This is a genomic window from Streptomyces sp. NPDC002306 (assembly GCF_053593435.1).
In genome coordinates, this window is the sequence record NZ_JBSFCK010000046.1 from 1 (window position 1) to 15,420 (window position 15,420).

General features: G+C 73.0%; 9 protein-coding genes. 2 read left to right on the forward strand and 7 right to left on the reverse strand.

From position 1 onward, the window contains the following. From ACWCQK_RS37120 to ACWCQK_RS37135, 4 genes are all read right to left on the reverse strand, one after another. Positions 1-190, reverse strand: a 190-nt coding sequence (locus tag ACWCQK_RS37120) for a flavodoxin-dependent (E)-4-hydroxy-3-methylbut-2-enyl-diphosphate synthase (protein ID WP_451162857.1), incomplete at its 3' end; no start/stop codon positions are given. 169 nt (positions 191-359) lie between these two features. After that, on the reverse strand, positions 360-1,652 hold the full coding sequence (locus tag ACWCQK_RS37125) for a M50 family metallopeptidase (protein WP_451162912.1): 1,293 nt from the start codon (positions 1,650-1,652) through the stop codon (positions 360-362). Between the two features lie 8 nt (positions 1,653-1,660). Continuing rightward, positions 1,661-2,944: a 1-deoxy-D-xylulose-5-phosphate reductoisomerase gene (dxr, locus tag ACWCQK_RS37130; protein ID WP_451162858.1), complete on the reverse strand. Its 1,284-nt coding sequence runs from the start codon at positions 2,942-2,944 to the stop codon at positions 1,661-1,663. A gap of 675 nt (positions 2,945-3,619) precedes the next feature. Then, positions 3,620-5,551, reverse strand: a complete 1,932-nt coding sequence (locus ACWCQK_RS37135) for an acyl-CoA dehydrogenase family protein (RefSeq protein ID WP_451162860.1) — start codon at positions 5,549-5,551, stop codon at positions 3,620-3,622. 399 nt (positions 5,552-5,950) lie between these two features. Between ACWCQK_RS37135 and ACWCQK_RS37140 the strand changes: the two genes are divergently transcribed. Together ACWCQK_RS37140 and ACWCQK_RS37145 are read left to right on the forward strand one after the other, a co-directional pair. Next, the gene (locus ACWCQK_RS37140; protein ID WP_451162862.1) at positions 5,951-6,964 is read left to right on the forward strand and encodes a LacI family DNA-binding transcriptional regulator; all 1,014 of its coding nucleotides are present in this window, start codon (positions 5,951-5,953) and stop codon (positions 6,962-6,964) included. A gap of 199 nt (positions 6,965-7,163) precedes the next feature. Further along, positions 7,164-9,230 carry a glycoside hydrolase family 31 protein gene (locus ACWCQK_RS37145; protein ID WP_451162864.1) on the forward strand — a complete coding sequence of 689 codons (2,067 nt, stop codon included), beginning with the start codon at positions 7,164-7,166 and terminating at the stop codon, positions 9,228-9,230. Between the two features lie 181 nt (positions 9,231-9,411). Here the strand turns inward: ACWCQK_RS37145 and ACWCQK_RS37150 are convergent, their stop codons facing one another. From ACWCQK_RS37150 to ACWCQK_RS37160, 3 genes are all read right to left on the reverse strand, one after another. Further along, entirely contained in the window at positions 9,412-10,857 is a 1,446-nt protein-coding gene (locus tag ACWCQK_RS37150; protein ID WP_451162866.1) for an aldehyde dehydrogenase family protein, read from the reverse strand. Positions 10,858-11,128: 271 nt separating this feature from the next. Beyond that, on the reverse strand, positions 11,129-12,808 hold the full coding sequence (locus tag ACWCQK_RS37155) for a PucR family transcriptional regulator (protein ID WP_451162868.1): 1,680 nt from the start codon (positions 12,806-12,808) through the stop codon (positions 11,129-11,131). Between the two features lie 142 nt (positions 12,809-12,950). Beyond that, on the reverse strand, positions 12,951-15,401 hold the full coding sequence (locus ACWCQK_RS37160) for an ATP/GTP-binding protein (RefSeq protein WP_451162870.1): 2,451 nt from the start codon (positions 15,399-15,401) through the stop codon (positions 12,951-12,953). Between the last annotated feature and the right edge of the window lie 19 nt (positions 15,402-15,420).

Below are 15,420 nucleotides of genomic sequence, written 5' to 3' on the forward strand. Positions count from 1 at the left end.
CCGACGCCGTCAGCTCCGCGATCTGCTGCAACGTCGCACCGATGTCCGACGTACGCGTCGTCGTCATCGACTGCACCGAGACCGGCGCGTCCCCGCCGACCGCGACGGACCCGACCTGGATCTGCCGGCTCTTGCGGCGCTCGGCGAGCCTGGTCGGAACGGACGGCATGCCGAGAGAAATCGCAGTCATCTGCTGTGCAACCCCAAGTCGTGGATCAAGGTCTGGTCCCGTGAGCAGCGGGCTCCGAACTCCGAGATTACGGCACCGGCCTTGACCGGAGCACATCGCGCCGGTCAAACCCACTCAACGGATGACGGCCGGGAACCAAGGGTTCCCGGCCGTCACGAACGCCACATGGCTATGAGATTCGTACGGGGTTAACCACGTCTGCGATCAAGACCAGGATGGTGAAGCAGATGAAGATTCCGGCCACCACGTAGGCCACCGGCATCAGCTTCGCCACGTCGAACGGGCCCGGGTCCGGGCGGCGCAGGAGCTTGGCCGCCCGGCGGCGCAGGGACTCCCACAGGGCGCCCGCGATGTGCCCGCCGTCGAGCGGGAGCAGCGGGAGCATGTTGAAGAGGAACAGGGACAGGTTGAAGCCCGCGACCAGCATCAGCGCCATGGCGAGCTGCTGGGTCGGCGGGATGTCCAGCGTGAAGATCTCGCCGCCGACGCGAGCCGCGCCAACCACGCCCATCGGGGAGTCCGCCGCGCGGGGAGCGCCGTCGAAGGCCGCGTTCCACAGGGCCGGGATCTTGCCGGGCAGGCCCGCGATCGAGTCGACGGCCTCGCCGAGCCGGTCGCCCATCCAGGTCACGGAGTCGCCGAAGTCCTGGCGTACGACGCCGGTGGCGGCGCTGAAGCCGAGGAAGCCGGCGCTGACGTACTGGCCCTGGACGATCTGGCCGCTGGAGTCCTTCTTGGCGACCTGGTTGGTGGCGATCTTCGCGTGCAGGGTGACTTCCTGGCCCTTGCGGTCGACGACGATCGGCACCTCCTTGCCGGGGGTGGCGCGGATCAGGTCGGAGAGCTGGTTCCAGTCGTCCGTCTTCACGCCGTCGAAGGAGACGATCTTGTCGCCGGCCTTGAGGCCCGCCGCCGCGGCCGGGGAGGGCGCGTCGGAGTCCTTGCAGGTGTCGCGGTTCTGGCTCTGCGCGATGACGCACTGCGAGACCGAGCTCACGCTGGTGGTCTGCTGGGAGATGCCGAAGCCCATCAGGACGGTGAGGAACAGCGCCACCGCCAGGATCAGGTTCATGAAGGGGCCCGCGAACATCACGATGACCCGCTTCCACGGCTTGCGCGTGTAGAAGAGGCGGGACTCGTCGCCCGGTTCGAGTTCTTCGAAGGCGGCGGAGCGGGCGTCCTCGATCATGCCGCGCCACGGTGAGGTGGAGCGGGCCGAGATCCGGCCGTCGTCGCCCGGCGGGAACATCCCGATCATGCGGATGTAGCCGCCGAAGGGGACGGCCTTGACGCCGTACTCGGTCTCGCCCTTCTTCCGCGACCAGATGGTCGGGCCGAAGCCGACCATGTACTGCGGCACCCGGATGCCGAAGAGCTTGGCCGTGGAGAGATGCCCCAGCTCGTGCCAGGCGATCGAGACCAGCAGGCCCACCGCGAACACGACTATGCCGAGGATCATCATCAGGGTCGTCATGCACGGGCCTCCGCGGTCGCCGTCGTCTGTGCTGTCAGTTCCCCGGCCCGGGCACGCGCCCAGGCCTCCGCTGCGAGGACGTCCGACACGGTCAGGGAAGTTCCCGAGCGCGGGGTGCCGTGCTCCTCCACCACCCGTGTCACCGTCTCCATGATCGCGTTGAACGGCAGCGCGCCGCTGCGGAACGCCTCGACGCACTCCTCGTTTGCGGCATTGAACACCGCCGGAGCCGTGCCCGCGAGCTGTCCGACGTGCCGGGCGAGCCCGACGGAGGGGAAGGCCTCGTTGTCGAGCGGGAAGAACTCCCACGTCGAGGCCTTGCTCCAGTCGAAGGCGGGCGCCGCGTCCGGGACGCGTTCGGGCCAGCCCAGGCCGATGGCGATCGGCCCCCGCATGTCGGGGGGCGTCGCCTGGGCGAGAGTGGATCCGTCCGTGAACTCAACCATCGAGTGAACATACGACTGGGGATGCACGACGACCTCAATGCGGTCGAAGGGAATGTCGTACAGCAGGTGCGCCTCGATGACTTCGAGTCCCTTGTTGACGAGGGTCGCGGAGTTGATCGTGATCACCGGGCCCATGGCCCAGGTGGGGTGCGCGAGGGCGTCCTCGACGGTGACGTTCGCCAGTTCCGCCTTGGTCCGGCCGCGGAAGGGGCCCCCGGAGGCGGTGACGACCAGTTTACGGACGTCGGCCCGGGTGCCGGCCGCCAGCGCCTGGAAGAGGGCGGCGTGCTCGGAGTCCACGGGGATGATCTGTCCGGGCTTGGCGAGCGCCTTGACCAGCGGGCCGCCGACGATAAGCGACTCCTTGTTGGCCAGCGCGAGGGTGCGGCCCGCTTCGAGGGCGGCGAGTGTGGGGGCGAGGCCGATGGAGCCGGTGATGCCGTTGAGGACGGTGTGGCAGGCGGAGGCGGCGACCTGGGTGGCCGCCTCCGGTCCGGCGAGGATCTCGGGAAGCGGCTCCCCCGCCCCGTACTGCGCGGCGAGTGCCTCGCGCAGTGCCGGTACGACGTCCTCGCGGGCCACGGCGACCGTGCGCACCCGCAGCCGGTAGGCCTGCTCGGCCAGCAGTCCGACCCGGCCGCCCGCGGCGGACAGGGCGGTGACGCGGAAGCGGTCCGGGTTGCGCAGGACGAGGTCGATGGCCTGGGTGCCGATCGAGCCGGTGGACCCGAGGATCACCACGTCCTTGGGGCCGTCCCCCGCGACGGGGTCGAAGACGAGGTGCGGGTCGGCGAGCGGTGCCGGGCTGACGCGGCCGGCGGGGCGTTCGGTCATTCCCCCATTGTGGCGCGACCGGAGGCCGCCGCCGACAACGCGTCCGCGGGCGGGATGGTCCACGGTGTCGGTTCGTCCCTCCTGTCCCGGAGGTCGCGGCCAGATCGCGCCCAGGTCGCGGCCTCCGAGCCGCCTGCGCCGCACCCGGCCGTCGGGGCGGGGTGGGACAGGTTCTGGCGGTGGTCGGGCATGGGCCCTGGTGGTGGTCGGGCATGGGTTCTGGTGCTGTTCGGGCACGGGTTATGGCGGTGGTCGGGCACGGCCGACGGTACGGATTCGACGGCAGCCGGGGGCACCGGCGTTCCGGAGGAAGCGGCACGGGTGTCCGGCCGGGAGTGTCAGCGCTCCGGAAGTCAACGGATGGCGGGGGCGTCAGTCCTCGGGAAGCCAACAGTTGGTTGGGTGGCGGCGGCGGTCGGTCGGTCCGAGACCTTCAGCGGCCCGGGGATGCGGCCCCCGGGTCCATCAGCGGCCCGGACCCTCAGCGGTCCGGACCGCCAGTGGTCCGGACCCTCAGCGGTTCCAGGCCGTCAGCGACCCAGGCCGTCAGCGGTCAGGTCCGCCCGCTGACCGGACCGGGCGGCGGACGGGCCGGTCGATGGCGGGGCCGTCGGCGGGCCGGGCCGGTCAGCGGGCGTGATCGTGAGCGGATGAGGTCGTCAGCGGGGCGGGTCGTCAGCGGATGGGGCGGTGGACGTTGTCCCGCTTGCTCGGTCCGGGTGTCGCGTCGGCGATCCACGGTCCGTCGCCCGAGGGGTCGACGATGCCCTGTTCGAGCCACTCGTAGGTGCCCGCGAGGACGCCCTTGACGACCTTGCGGTCGAGGTCGTCGGTGTTGGACCACAGGCGGCCGAAGAGTTCCTCGACGCGGATGCGGGACTGGCGGCAGAACGCGTCGGCCAGTTGGTAGGCCTCGCGCCCGTGGTCGCCCTGGCTGCGCAGCAGTTCGGCGCGGACGCAGGCCGCGCTCATCGCGAACAGCTCCGCGCCGATGTCGACGACGCGGCCCAGGAAGCCCTGCTTGGTCTCCATGCGGCCCTGCCAGCGGGACATGGCGTAGAACGTGGAGCGGGCGAGCTTGCGGGCGTGTCGCTCGACGTAGCGCAGGTGTACGGAGAGGTCGACCTCGCGCTTGAACTCCGTGTAGGAGGTGGGGAGTTGGCCAGCCCCGGCGACCAGTTTCGGGAGCCACCTGGCGTAGAAGACACCGGCGTTGGCGCCCGCCTTGGCCTTGTCGGAGAGGGACTTCTCGGGGTCGATGAGGTCGCCCGCCACCGAGAGGTGGGCGTCGACGGCCTCGCGTGCGATCAGCAGGTGCATGATCTCCGTCGAGCCCTCGAAGATGCGGTTGATCCGCAGGTCGCGCAGGATCTGCTCGGCGGGCACGGCCCGCTCGCCGCGGGCCGCGAGGGAAGCGGCCGTCTCGAATCCGCGGCCGCCGCGGATCTGGACCAGTTCGTCGGCCATGAGGCAGGCCATCTCCGAGCCGTAGAGCTTGGCGAGGGCGGCCTCGATGCGGATGTCGTTACGGTCCTCGTCGGCCATCTGGGAGGAGAGGTCGACCACGGCTTCCAGCGCGAAGGTCGTGGCGGCGATGAAGCTGATCTTCGAGCCGACGGCCTCGTGCAGCGCGACCGGCTTGCCCCACTGCTCACGTACGCCCGTCCACTCACGGGCGATCTTCAGGCACCACTTGCCGGCGCCCACGCACATGGCGGGCAGGGACAGCCGTCCGGTGTTCAGCGTGGTCAGCGCGATCTTGAGACCCGCGCCCTCGGGGCCGATGCGGTTCGCGGCCGGGACGCGCACCTGGTGGAAGCGGGTGACGCCGTTCTCCAGGCCGCGCAGGCCCATGAAGGCGTTGCGGTTCTCGACGGTGACGCCGTCGGAGGCGGACTCCACGACGAAGGCGGTGATGCCGCCCTTGTGGCCCTCGGACTTCGGCACCCGGGCCATGACCACGAGGAGATCGGCGACGACCCCGTTGGTGGTCCACAGCTTGACCCCGTCGAGGACGTAGTCGTCGCCGTCCGGGACCGCGGTCGTCGCCAGCCGGGCCGGGTCCGAGCCGACGTCCGGTTCGGTCAGCAGGAAGGCGGAGATGTCGGTCCGGGCGCAGCGCGGCAGGAAGGTGTCCTTCTGCTCCTGGGTGCCGAAGAGCTTCAGCGGCTGCGGTACGCCGATCGACTGATGGGCGGAGAGCAGCGCGCCGATCGCCGGGTTCGCGGAGCCGACCAGGGCGAGGGCCTTGTTGTAGTAGACCTGGGTGAGGCCGAGGCCGCCGTACTTGGTGTCGATCTTCATGCCGAGGGCGCCGAGCTCCTTGAGCCCGTCGATCACCTCGTCCGGGATCTGCGCCTCGCGCTCGATGCGGGCCGAGTCGATCCGCGTCTCGCAGAAGTCGCGCAGTTTGGCGAGGAACTCCTCGCCGCGCTGGGCGTGCTCGTCGGTGGGCAGGGGGTGGGGGTGGATGAGGTCGAGCCGGAAGCGGCCGAGGAACAGTTCCTTGGCGAAGCTGGGCTTGCGCCAGTCCTGTTCCCGGGCCGCTTCCGCCACCTGACGTGCCTCACGCTCAGTGACGGTTGGTTTGTTGGTTGGTGCGGGCATGAGGCTCACCTCGCCGCGAATAGGGATCTTGGGGGCTTTCGTTACCGACCGGTGCTACTGGATCGTTCGTACCCGAATCCGGACGCGGCCACCAGTCCCCGTGCGCCGTTCAGATGACGTCGGGCCGGAACCGGGTCCGTGGAGTTGCGCCGGGGGCGCTTGCGGGGGACGGTTCGCCCTGCCCGCTCCCGGCGGCCGGCCCCGGAGGCGCGTACCGGGATACCTGCGACCGGCCCCGAACCCTGGAGTCCCGTACCGGGATCCGACGGTCGAAGCGCTTCGACAATCTATGGACACCCACCTCCACTGCGGCTACCGTCGAACCACCCCCACCCCCCTTCGCCCGCCCTCGTTCGCCCTGCGCACTGTCGAAGCGCTTCACACCACTGGGAGAGCTGGATGGTCACCCTCGCCGAGGTCGCCCAGCACGCCGGAGTCTCGGCGAGCACGGTGAGCTATGTCCTCAGCGGCAAGCGGTCCATCTCCGCGACCACCCGGCAGCGGGTCGAGCAGAGCATCCGGGATCTCGGCTACCACCCCAACGCCGGTGCCCGCGCCCTGGCCAGCAGCAGGTCGAACATCATCGCGCTGATGGTCCCGCTGCGCACGGACATGTACGTGCCGGTGATGATGGAGATCGCCATCGCGGTGGCCACCACGGCCCGCACGCACGGGTACGACGTCCTGCTGCTCACCGGCGAGGAGGGGCCCGACGCCGTCCGCCGCGTCACCGGCAGCGGTCTCGCCGACGCGATGATCCTGATGGACGTCCAACTCGACGACGAGCGACTGCCGTTGCTGCGCGGCACCGGCCAGCCGTCCGTCCTGATCGGTCTGCCCGCCGACGCCTCCGGACTGACCTGCGTCGACCTGGACTGGAGCGCGACCGGCGCGCTGTGCGTGGAGCATCTGGCGAAGCTGGGACACCACGACCTCGCCGTCATCGGTGAGGCGCCCGCGGTCTACGAACGCCACACCGGCTTCGCCGAGCGCACCCTCGACGGACTGCGCTCCCGGGCCCGGGAGTTGGACCTGCGGCTGCTGCACCGGCCGTGCGAGGGCGGGTACGACGCGCTGGCCGTGACGCTGGCCCGGATCCTCGACGAACGCCCGGGGACCACGGGGTTCGTCGTACAGAACGAGTCGGCGGTCGAACCGCTGCTGGCCCTGCTGCGCCAGCAGGGCCGCGCCGTGCCGGAGGACGTCTCGGTGGTCGCGATCTGCCCGGACCAAGTGGCCGTCCAGGCCTCGGTGCGGCTGACCTCCGTCGCCATCCCCGCGCAGGAGATGGGCCGGAGTGCCGTGGAGCACCTGGTCGCCAAGCTGGCCGGCCGAGGTGGCGAGGAAGTGGTGCTGCTCGCGCCGGAGTTGACGGTCAGGGCGAGCTCGGGACCGGTACCCGCCGCGTCCTGAACCCCCACCCACCCGCTGCCCGGCAAGGCCTGTACCCCGCCGGGGCACCCGCCCGCCCCACCTCTCCGCGCGCCCTCCTCCGCCCCCCCCACCTTCCTGACCGCCCCTCACCGCCCCTCCCCTCAGCTTCCTCATCGCTCGTCCCCTCCCCCGCACTCCTCGCTGTCCGCACTCCTCCAGGAGCACAGGAGCACGCCACGTGAATCAGCCTGCCGAAATCCAGCCCGAGGCCGTGACACAGCCCCAGGTCGGCCTCGCGCGGTCCGCCCCCACCGTCGGCACGTTCCGGGAGCGGGACGGGGCGCTGGAGTGGAGCGGCCGCCAGGAGACCGTGCGCGTCGAGCCGTGGGGGCCGGACGCCGTCCGGGTGCGCGCCCGGCTCGGCGGTCCGGTGCTGGAGGGTCTGCCGGGGGCGCTGCTCGACGAGCCGCCGGGCACCGGGAGCACGATCAAGATCGCTGACGGGGAGGCCCGCCTGACGGTCGGCTCGCTGACGGTGGAGGTCGACGCCGAGGGCCTGGTCCGCTTCCTGCGCACCGACGACTGCACCGAGCTTCTCGCCGAGGCGCGCGCCCACTTCTGGTGGCCGGGCCCGCGTCTCTACACCCCCGTGGGCAACGGCCACCACCGCCTGGAACAGCGTTTCGCCGCCTACGACGACGAGAAGCTCTACGGCCTGGGGCAGCACCAGCACGGCCGGCTGGACCAGAAGGGCCTGGTCCTGGACTTGGTCCAGCGCAATGCCGAGGTCGCCGTCCCGGTGCTCACCTCCAGCCGCGGCTACACGCTGTTGTGGAACAACCCGGCGATCGGCCGCGTGGAGCTGGCCGGCAACGGCACCCGCTGGGTGGCGGACTCCGCCCGTCAGATCGACTACTGGATCACCGCGGGCGACCCGGCCGACGCCCAGCGCCGCTACAGCGCGGTGAGCGGCCGTACGCCGATGCTGCCCGAGTGGGCGGCGGGCTTCTGGCAGTGCAAGCTGCGCTACCGCGACCAGGCCGAACTCCTCGCCGTGGCGCGGGAGTACAAGCGACGCGGGCTGCCCGTCTCGGCGATCGTCTGCGACTTCTTCCACTGGACGCACCTGGGCGAGTGGAAGTTCGACCCGGCGCAGTGGCCGGACCCGGGGGCCATGGTGCGCGAGCTGCGGGAGCTCGGCATCGAGCTGGTGGTGAGTGTCTGGCCGTCGGTCTCGCCGCTCTCCGAGAACCACCCGCTCATGGAACAGCGCGGCTACTTCATCGGCACCCAGTACGGTCCGATGGCGCACGCCGACTGGCCGGACAAGGGGGTCGACTCCACCGTCCAGGTCGCCTTCTACGACGCCACGAACCCCGAGGCCCGGGAGTTCGTCTGGTCGCGGGTGCGGGAGAACTACCTCGACCCGTACGGCATCACGGCGTTCTGGCTGGACGCCTGCGAGCCGGAACTGAAGCCGGGTTTCCCGGAGAACCTGCGCTACTGGGCGGGCCCCGGCCTGGAGGTCGGCAACAGCTATCCGGCCGAGAACTCCCGCACCTTCTACGAGGGCCTGCGGGCGTGCGGTGCCGGTGACGACGAGATCATCACCCTCAACCGCTCGGCGTGGGCGGGCAGTCAGCGCTACGGCGCCGCCCTGTGGTCCGGCGACATCGGCACCGACTTCCCGACCCTGCGCCGGCAGATCGCGGCCGGTCTCAACACCGGGCTGTCGGGCCTGCCGTGGTGGAACACCGACATCGGCGGCTTCCACGGCGGCGACCCGGACGACCCGGCGTACCGGGAGGTGATGGTCCGCTGGTTCCAGTTCGGCGCGCTGTCCCCGCTGATGCGTCTGCACGGCTTCCGCGACCCGGGCATGGCGCTGGGCCCGGACATGACGGGCGGCCCGAACGAGGTGTGGTCGTACGGCGTGGAGGCGGGCGCGATCCTGGAGAAGTACCTGCGGCTGCGCGAGCGTCTGAAGCCGTACGTTCTCTCGGTCATGCGGGAGGCCCACGAGGAGGGTCTGCCGGTGCTGCGGCCGTTGTTCCTGGAGTTCCCGAGGGACCGGGCGGCCTGGTCGGTGGACGACGCCTACCTGTTCGGCCGGGACCTGCTCGTCGCCCCGGTGCTGACCGCGGGCACGACGGCGCGTACGGCGTACCTGCCGGCGGGAGCGGACTGGACGGACGCGTGGACGGGTGAGACGTACCGGGGTGGTACGTCCGTGACGGTCGACGCGCCGCTGGACCGGATTCCGCTGTTCCTGCGGGACGGGGCGAAGCTCCCGGTCGTGGAGTGAGCGCGGCGGCGGCGCGGTCGCCGGGCCTGCCACGCCGTGGCGGCGGCAGCGGGGGCGGCCCGGTGCGGCTCGTGCGGGTCGGCTTCTCCGGCTGAGGGTCCGGACGGGGCCGGCCACGGAGAAGGGGCCCGGCACCTGGGTGATCGGCGCCGGGCCCCTTCGGGGTGCGGGGTGGGACGGCTCAGAGGGCGAGGCCCGTGAGCACCAGCACACGCTCGTACGTGTAGTCGTCCATCGCGAACTTCACGCCCTCGCGGCCCACACCGGACTGCTTGGCACCGCCGTACGGCATCTGGTCGGCGCGGTAGGAGGGCACGTCGCCGATGACGACTCCGCCGACCTCCAGGGCGCGGTGGGCGCGGAAGGCGGCCTGGAGGTCGTGCGTGAACACGCCCGCCTGGAGCCCGTACTTGGAGGAGTTGACCGCGGCGAACGCCTCGGCCTCGCCGTCCACCTTCTGCACGGTCAGGACCGGTCCGAAGACCTCCTCGCGGGCGAGGGTGGCGTCGGAGGGCACGCCGGTGAGGACGGTCGGCGCGTACGAGGCGCCGTCCCGCTTGCCGCCGGCCAGCAGAGCGGCGCCCGCGGCGACGGCCTCGTCGACCCAGGACTCGACGCGCTGCGCGGCGGCCTCGCTGACCAGCGGGCCGACGTCCGTGCCGTCGTCGTCCGGGTCGCCGGTGACCTGGGCCTCGACGGCCGCGACGATGCGCGGCAGCAGCCGGTCGTACACGGAGGCGTCCGCGATGACCCGCTGCACCGAGATGCAGGACTGGCCGCCCTGGTAGTTGGAGAAGGTGGCGATGCGGGTCGCGGCCCAGTCGAGGTCCGCGTCGCTCGCGAAGTCGCCGAGGACGACGGCCGCGCCGTTGCCGCCCAGCTCCAGGGTGCAGTGCTTGCGCGGCACCGAGTCCATGATCGCGTAGCCGACCGTCTCGGAACCGGTGAAGGAGATCACCGGCAGGCGCTCGTCCTGGACGAGGGTGGGCATGCGCTCGTTGGAGACCGTGAGGATGCTCCAGGAGCCGGCCGGCAGCTCGGTCTCGGCCAGCAGGTCGCCGAGGATCAGGCCGGACAGCGGGGTGGCGGGCGCCGGCTTGAGGATGATGGGCACCCCGGCCGCGATCGCCGGGGCGATCTTGTGGGCGCACAGGTTCAGCGGGAAGTTGAAGGGCGCGATACCGAGGACGACGCCCTTGGGGAAGCGGCGGGTCAGCGCCAGGCGGCCCTGGCCGCCGGCGTCGGTGTCGAGGCGCTGGGCCTCGCCGCCGTTGAAGCGGCGGGCCTCCTCGGCGGCGAAGCGGAACACGGAGACGGCCCGGCCGACCTCGCCGCGGGCCCACTTGATCGGCTTGCCGTTCTCCGCGGAGATGAGCCGCGCGATCTCCTCGGTGCGCTCGGCCAGGCGCCGGCTGACGTGGTCGAGGGCGGCGGCGCGCACATGGGCCGGGGTGGCGGCGAACTCGTCCCGTACGGCGTACGCGGCGGCGACGGCCTCCTCGACCTGGGCGTCCGTCGGCACGCCGACCTTGCCGACGACCCGGCCGTCCCACGGGGAGGTGACGTCGAAGCTGTCCTCGCCGGTGACCTGGCGGCCTGCGAGCCAGAAGGCGTGGGTGGAAGTCATGTGCGAGTCCCGGCCCTTCCGCGTAGGAGATGTTCTTGGCTTTCGTCGTCCACGGTAGGGCCGGGACCACGGCGGGACGTTTGTCCGGCGCGGAGTGGTGGGAGGCCGGGATGCTCCGATTCGGCACAGTCCCGTCATCGGGGACGCGTCCCGGCCGGTCTCAGCCCGGTCCGGCGTTCGAGGGCGAGGCCGTCACGGCCGAAGCGGGGCCGGGGAACACTGCCCCCTGGGGGACGGGCGTGGCCCGGGGAGCACTACCCGGGGATGGGCCTCACTCGGCCGTTCCCGCCGCCACCTTCAGCGCCAGCCACAGTTCCATCCGGGCGTCCGGGTCGTCCAGCGAGCGGCCGAGGATCTCCTCCACCCGCCGCATCCGGTAGCGCAGCGTGTGCCGGTGCACCCCCAGGTCCGCCGCCGCCGCGTCCCACTGTCCGTGCCGGGACAGCCACGCCCGCAGCGAGGCGACGAGGTCCCCCCGCCCGGTGGCGTCGTGCTCGTACAGCGGCCGCAGCAGTCCGTCGGCGAACGCCTTCACCGCGTCGTCGGCGAGCAGCGGGACCATGGACCCGGCGGCCAGCTGCTCGTGCTCGACGAACACCCGTCCGCGTCGCCGGGCCACGGACAGCGCCTGCTCGGCCTGCTTGTAAGCGGCCGCGGCCGCGATCGGGCCGGCCGGCGCCGACAGACCCACGACGAGCTCGTCCTCCTCGCCGCCCGCCGGCTGCTCCCGGGTGCCCGCGGCCCGCGCCGCCTCCAGCGCCGTCGCGTACTCCCCGCACGCCGCCACGGCCGCGCCCCCGTCCACGGCCAGGACGACCAGCCGCTCCCCCTCCGGGACGATCAGCACGGCCTCCCCGGACCGCGCCGCGGCGGACTCGACGGTCTCGGCCAGCCCGCCGAGCGGATCACCGCCCGCCTCGGCGGCGAGCAGCGCGGCCGCGGACGGCTTGGCGGCGGTCACGGGCGCGGGCGCGTCGGCGTGCGTGCGCGCGGCCGCGGCGGACGCGGACGCCGACTCGGCGACGACGACCCGGAAGGGCGCGTCGAGCAGCCCGCCGTAGAGGTCCCCGGCGACGGTCCGGGCGTGGTCCGGTTCCCCGGCGAGGAGCATGCGCAGCACGGCGGCGCCCACGCGCTGCTCGGCCGCGTGCAGCGAGCGGGACCGTTCCGTGGTCAGGGTGAGCAGCGCGATGGCCGAGTGGACGGCGTAGCGCTCGGCGGTGCCGAGGGCGGCCGCCGTGCCCACGGCGAGCGCCGCCCGCGGGCGCCTGCCGGTGCCGAGGGAGTGGAGTTCGACCCGGTCCTCGTTGCCGGGGCCGCCGACGACCGACGAGGCCGGGGCGGGCCGCTCGCGCAGCCGCTCCACGTCCGCCGTGAGCCGGGCGGCCCGGCGCAGCGCCCAGTCGGGCGCCGTGGCGACGACGGCGCCCGAGGCGTCGTAGAGCGCGGCCCAGCCGTCGACCTGGGCGGCCAGCGCGGCGAGCAGGCCCTCGGGGCCGGAGTTCAGCGTCTGCCGGGTCAGTTCGCGCTGGGCGGCGAAGCCCGCGGTGACGGCGCGGTACTGGTCGGCGGCGATCGCGGCGGACACGGCCTTGCTGATGGCGAGGAACGGCGTGCGGCGCGGCACCTCGAGCAGCGGAAGCCCCTCCTGCCCCGCGGCGTCGACGAGGGCGGCCGGGATGTCCTCGTAGTTGACGCCGACGGCGAAGCCGAGCCCCACCACGCCCGCGCCCACCAGCCGCTTCACGTACCGCCGCATCGCCTGCGGATCCTCCGCGTCCAGCGTCAGCGCGGTGATCAGCAGCAGTTCCCCGCCCTCCATGTAGGGGACGGGGTCGGCGAGCTCGCTGACGTGCGCCCACCGGACGGGCACGTCCAGGCGGTCCTCCCCCGCCCGCACGGTCAGCTTGAGCGCGGAGTGGTGGACGAGTGAGGCGAGCGTGGGGGGCATGAGGCCTTCAGGTCTGTGTGTTCGGCGTGGTCCGTGTGGTCCGTGTGATCATCGCGATCTTTTGGCCGCTACGTATGAACAACCTATGCCGATTCTGCCTCACCGTACGGTCACCGGGTGACCGTACGGTGACACACGCAGCTCAGCGGTCCCGGGCCGCCCGCCCGTCGCCCAGGTCCACCAGCAGGGGCGGCGTGTGGTCGCCTCCGACCGTGGTCAGCGACAGCACCGCGTGCCCCGGGGGCACCCCGTGCGCGAGCTCGGACGCCGACCAGCGTTCCCGCTCGACCTGGCGCACCGTGACCGCCTCCGTGGTCACCGCCTTGCCCGTGACCAGCTTGCGCAGCGCGTGGATGGCACGGGTCATCGGCTGGTCCGCGAAAACCGTGTGCTCGGCCACGTCCCGGGTCTCCACCCATTCGGTGCCCCAGGCGGCCGCGAACCGGCTGCCGTCCCAGGTCGTGACCCCGGACAGGGCCATGCGGCAGCCGACCGCCCCGTACAGCGGCCCGTGCAGGGCCTCGGGGACGTCGGCGACCGTACGCAGCGCCAGCACCACGCCCGCGTTGCGCGAGCGCAGCCGCTGCGTCCGGCGCACCGACTCGATGGTGACCGTGCCGGTGGCGTCGTCGAGGACGAGCCCGGCGAAGTGTGTCCGGTCACCGTCGCGGACGACGGCGGCGAACTGGGCCAGGACGAGCCGGCTGATCAGCCGCGAGGCTTCCTCGTGGCCCTGCTCGGGGACGTCGATACGGACCCGGAGGGGATGGTGCGCCACCGCGCGCAGCGAGAACGGGCGGCTCGCGGAGGCCGCCGCGCCGCCCGCGCCGCCCGCGCCGCCCGCGCCGAAGAAGTCGGCGAAGGCCGGCCGGTCCAGCAGGGCGAGCCGGTCGGCGAGGGCCGGGGCGGGGTCGGCGGGCGTGCCGGCCTGCCGCGCCCGGGCGTCCAGCTCCCGGCGCATCGGGGCGTGCCCTTCGTGCGCCAGCGCCTCGCGCAGCGCCGCCAGGGCCCCCGCGTCCCCCTCCAGGAGCTCCCGCAGGACGGGCAGCGAGGGGAACGCGCCGTACGCGGCCCGGTACGGGCCGAGCAGCTGGGCGAGCGCCGTCGCGGCCCGCTGGGTGCCCACGGTGTCGAGGTCGCCGGCCAGCGCCTCGGCGAGCAGGGCGGCGGCCTCGTCGGGGTCCTCGGACTCGGCGTAGGGGTCGAGGTCGTGGACGGACCCGGGGTCGCCGACACGCACGACGACGTCGAACGCCGAGTCCGGGCCGAGCGCCGTCCCGGCGGCGCAGACGGCGACGACGGCGCACCGCCCGGTCAGCGCCTGGAGGGCGAGGGACTCGACGACGGGGGCGATCACGTGCCGGGTCTTGCCGGCCCCGGACGGCCCGACGACGAGCAGCGACGTGCCGAGTGTCTCCGGCCCGAGGGCCGCGCCGACCCCGCCGTAGGCGAGCGGCGTACGGTCTACGTCCGCCCAGCGTCCGATGCGCACCTGGCCCGCGAGCAGGTCGTGCCGGGCACGGCGGCCGGGCAGGTCGCGGGCGCCGGAGGGGTGGGTGAGCGCGGCGGCGCCCTGGCGCAGCACGGCGTCGGAGAAGGCGGCGAGTCGCGCCCGGCTCCTGGCCTGCGTCCAGGCGTGCCCGATCCGGGCGCAGTCCACGTCGTTCATCCGGCCGGCGAGCACCTCGGCGGTGAGGAGGTCCGCCGCCTCGTGCTGCCCGGCCTCGCGCAGCTCGGGCCAGCGGGTGCGGGGCTCGTCGGGCGCGGGCTGCGGGGTCCGGTCGGCCGCCGCGGGGCGGCGCGCGGCGCGCCAGGCGCGGGCCAGGGACCACCAGCCGCCGATCCTGGCGAACGGCCACAGGACGAGCAGGGTGATCAGGGCGTAGAGGGCGTCCGTGGTCAGGGCCGAGGTGAAGACGTCGTAGCCGCCGGTGATCAGGACGACGAGGGAGAACAGCGGGTCCACCACGGGCAGGGCGTCCCAGCCGACGCCGGGGAAGGCGCTCGGGAAGACGAGGCTCAGCGTGGCCAGGGCGCCGAGGCCCGCGATCAGGGCACGGGCGGGCTGCGCGCGCCGGGTGACCACGTGCCGGACGATGTCGCCCCAGCTGCCGAGCCGGCCCATGGCGTACACCAGCACCGCGAAGAAGACACCGTCGTAGACCACCCTGGCCTCGGCGCCCTGCATGCCCTTGGGGGACGCCAGGGTCCCGCCCCACCACCAGTCGTCCGGGGTGAACAGGCGCAGCAGGGCCCACTGGTACGGCAGGCTGCCGCGCCGCCACAGGGACCACAGGACCAGCGCGACCACCAGCGGGACGAGCACGCCGACGATCGTGACCGGGGCCAGCCGTTGCGCGGCCCGGGCGGCCTTGGGCAGGCGGTATCCGAAACGCCAGATGCCGGGCCCTGCCTCCGGCCGGGGCGCGTCCAGCCAGTCGGCGACGGCCGGCCGGCTGCGCGCGACCCGCTCCGGGGAGCGCGCGGGCGGCGGCGGGACCTTCGGCCGCGCCGGCACGTTCGGCGGCCCCGCCGGGCGCGGCACAGGATTCGCGTGCGTACCCCGTGCGTCCTGCGTCCCGTCGCTGTCCATCGCCGTCGCCCCCTGACCA

Excerpts from the sequence above, each read along its gene's own strand:
- ACWCQK_RS37125 (WP_451162912.1), bottom strand. The coding sequence starts at position 1,652 with ATGATGATCCTCGGCATAGTCGTGTTCGCGGTGGGCCTGCTGGTCTCG.
- dxr (WP_451162858.1), bottom strand. The coding sequence starts at position 2,944 with ATGACCGAACGCCCCGCCGGCCGCGTCAGCCCGGCACCGCTCGCCGAC.
- ACWCQK_RS37135 (WP_451162860.1), bottom strand. The coding sequence starts at position 5,551 with ATGCCCGCACCAACCAACAAACCAACCGTCACTGAGCGTGAGGCACGT.
- ACWCQK_RS37140 (WP_451162862.1), top strand. The coding sequence starts at position 5,951 with ATGGTCACCCTCGCCGAGGTCGCCCAGCACGCCGGAGTCTCGGCGAGC.
- ACWCQK_RS37150 (WP_451162866.1), bottom strand. The coding sequence starts at position 10,857 with ATGACTTCCACCCACGCCTTCTGGCTCGCAGGCCGCCAGGTCACCGGC.
- ACWCQK_RS37155 (WP_451162868.1), bottom strand. The coding sequence starts at position 12,808 with ATGCCCCCCACGCTCGCCTCACTCGTCCACCACTCCGCGCTCAAGCTG.
- ACWCQK_RS37160 (WP_451162870.1), bottom strand. The coding sequence starts at position 15,401 with ATGGACAGCGACGGGACGCAGGACGCACGGGGTACGCACGCGAATCCT.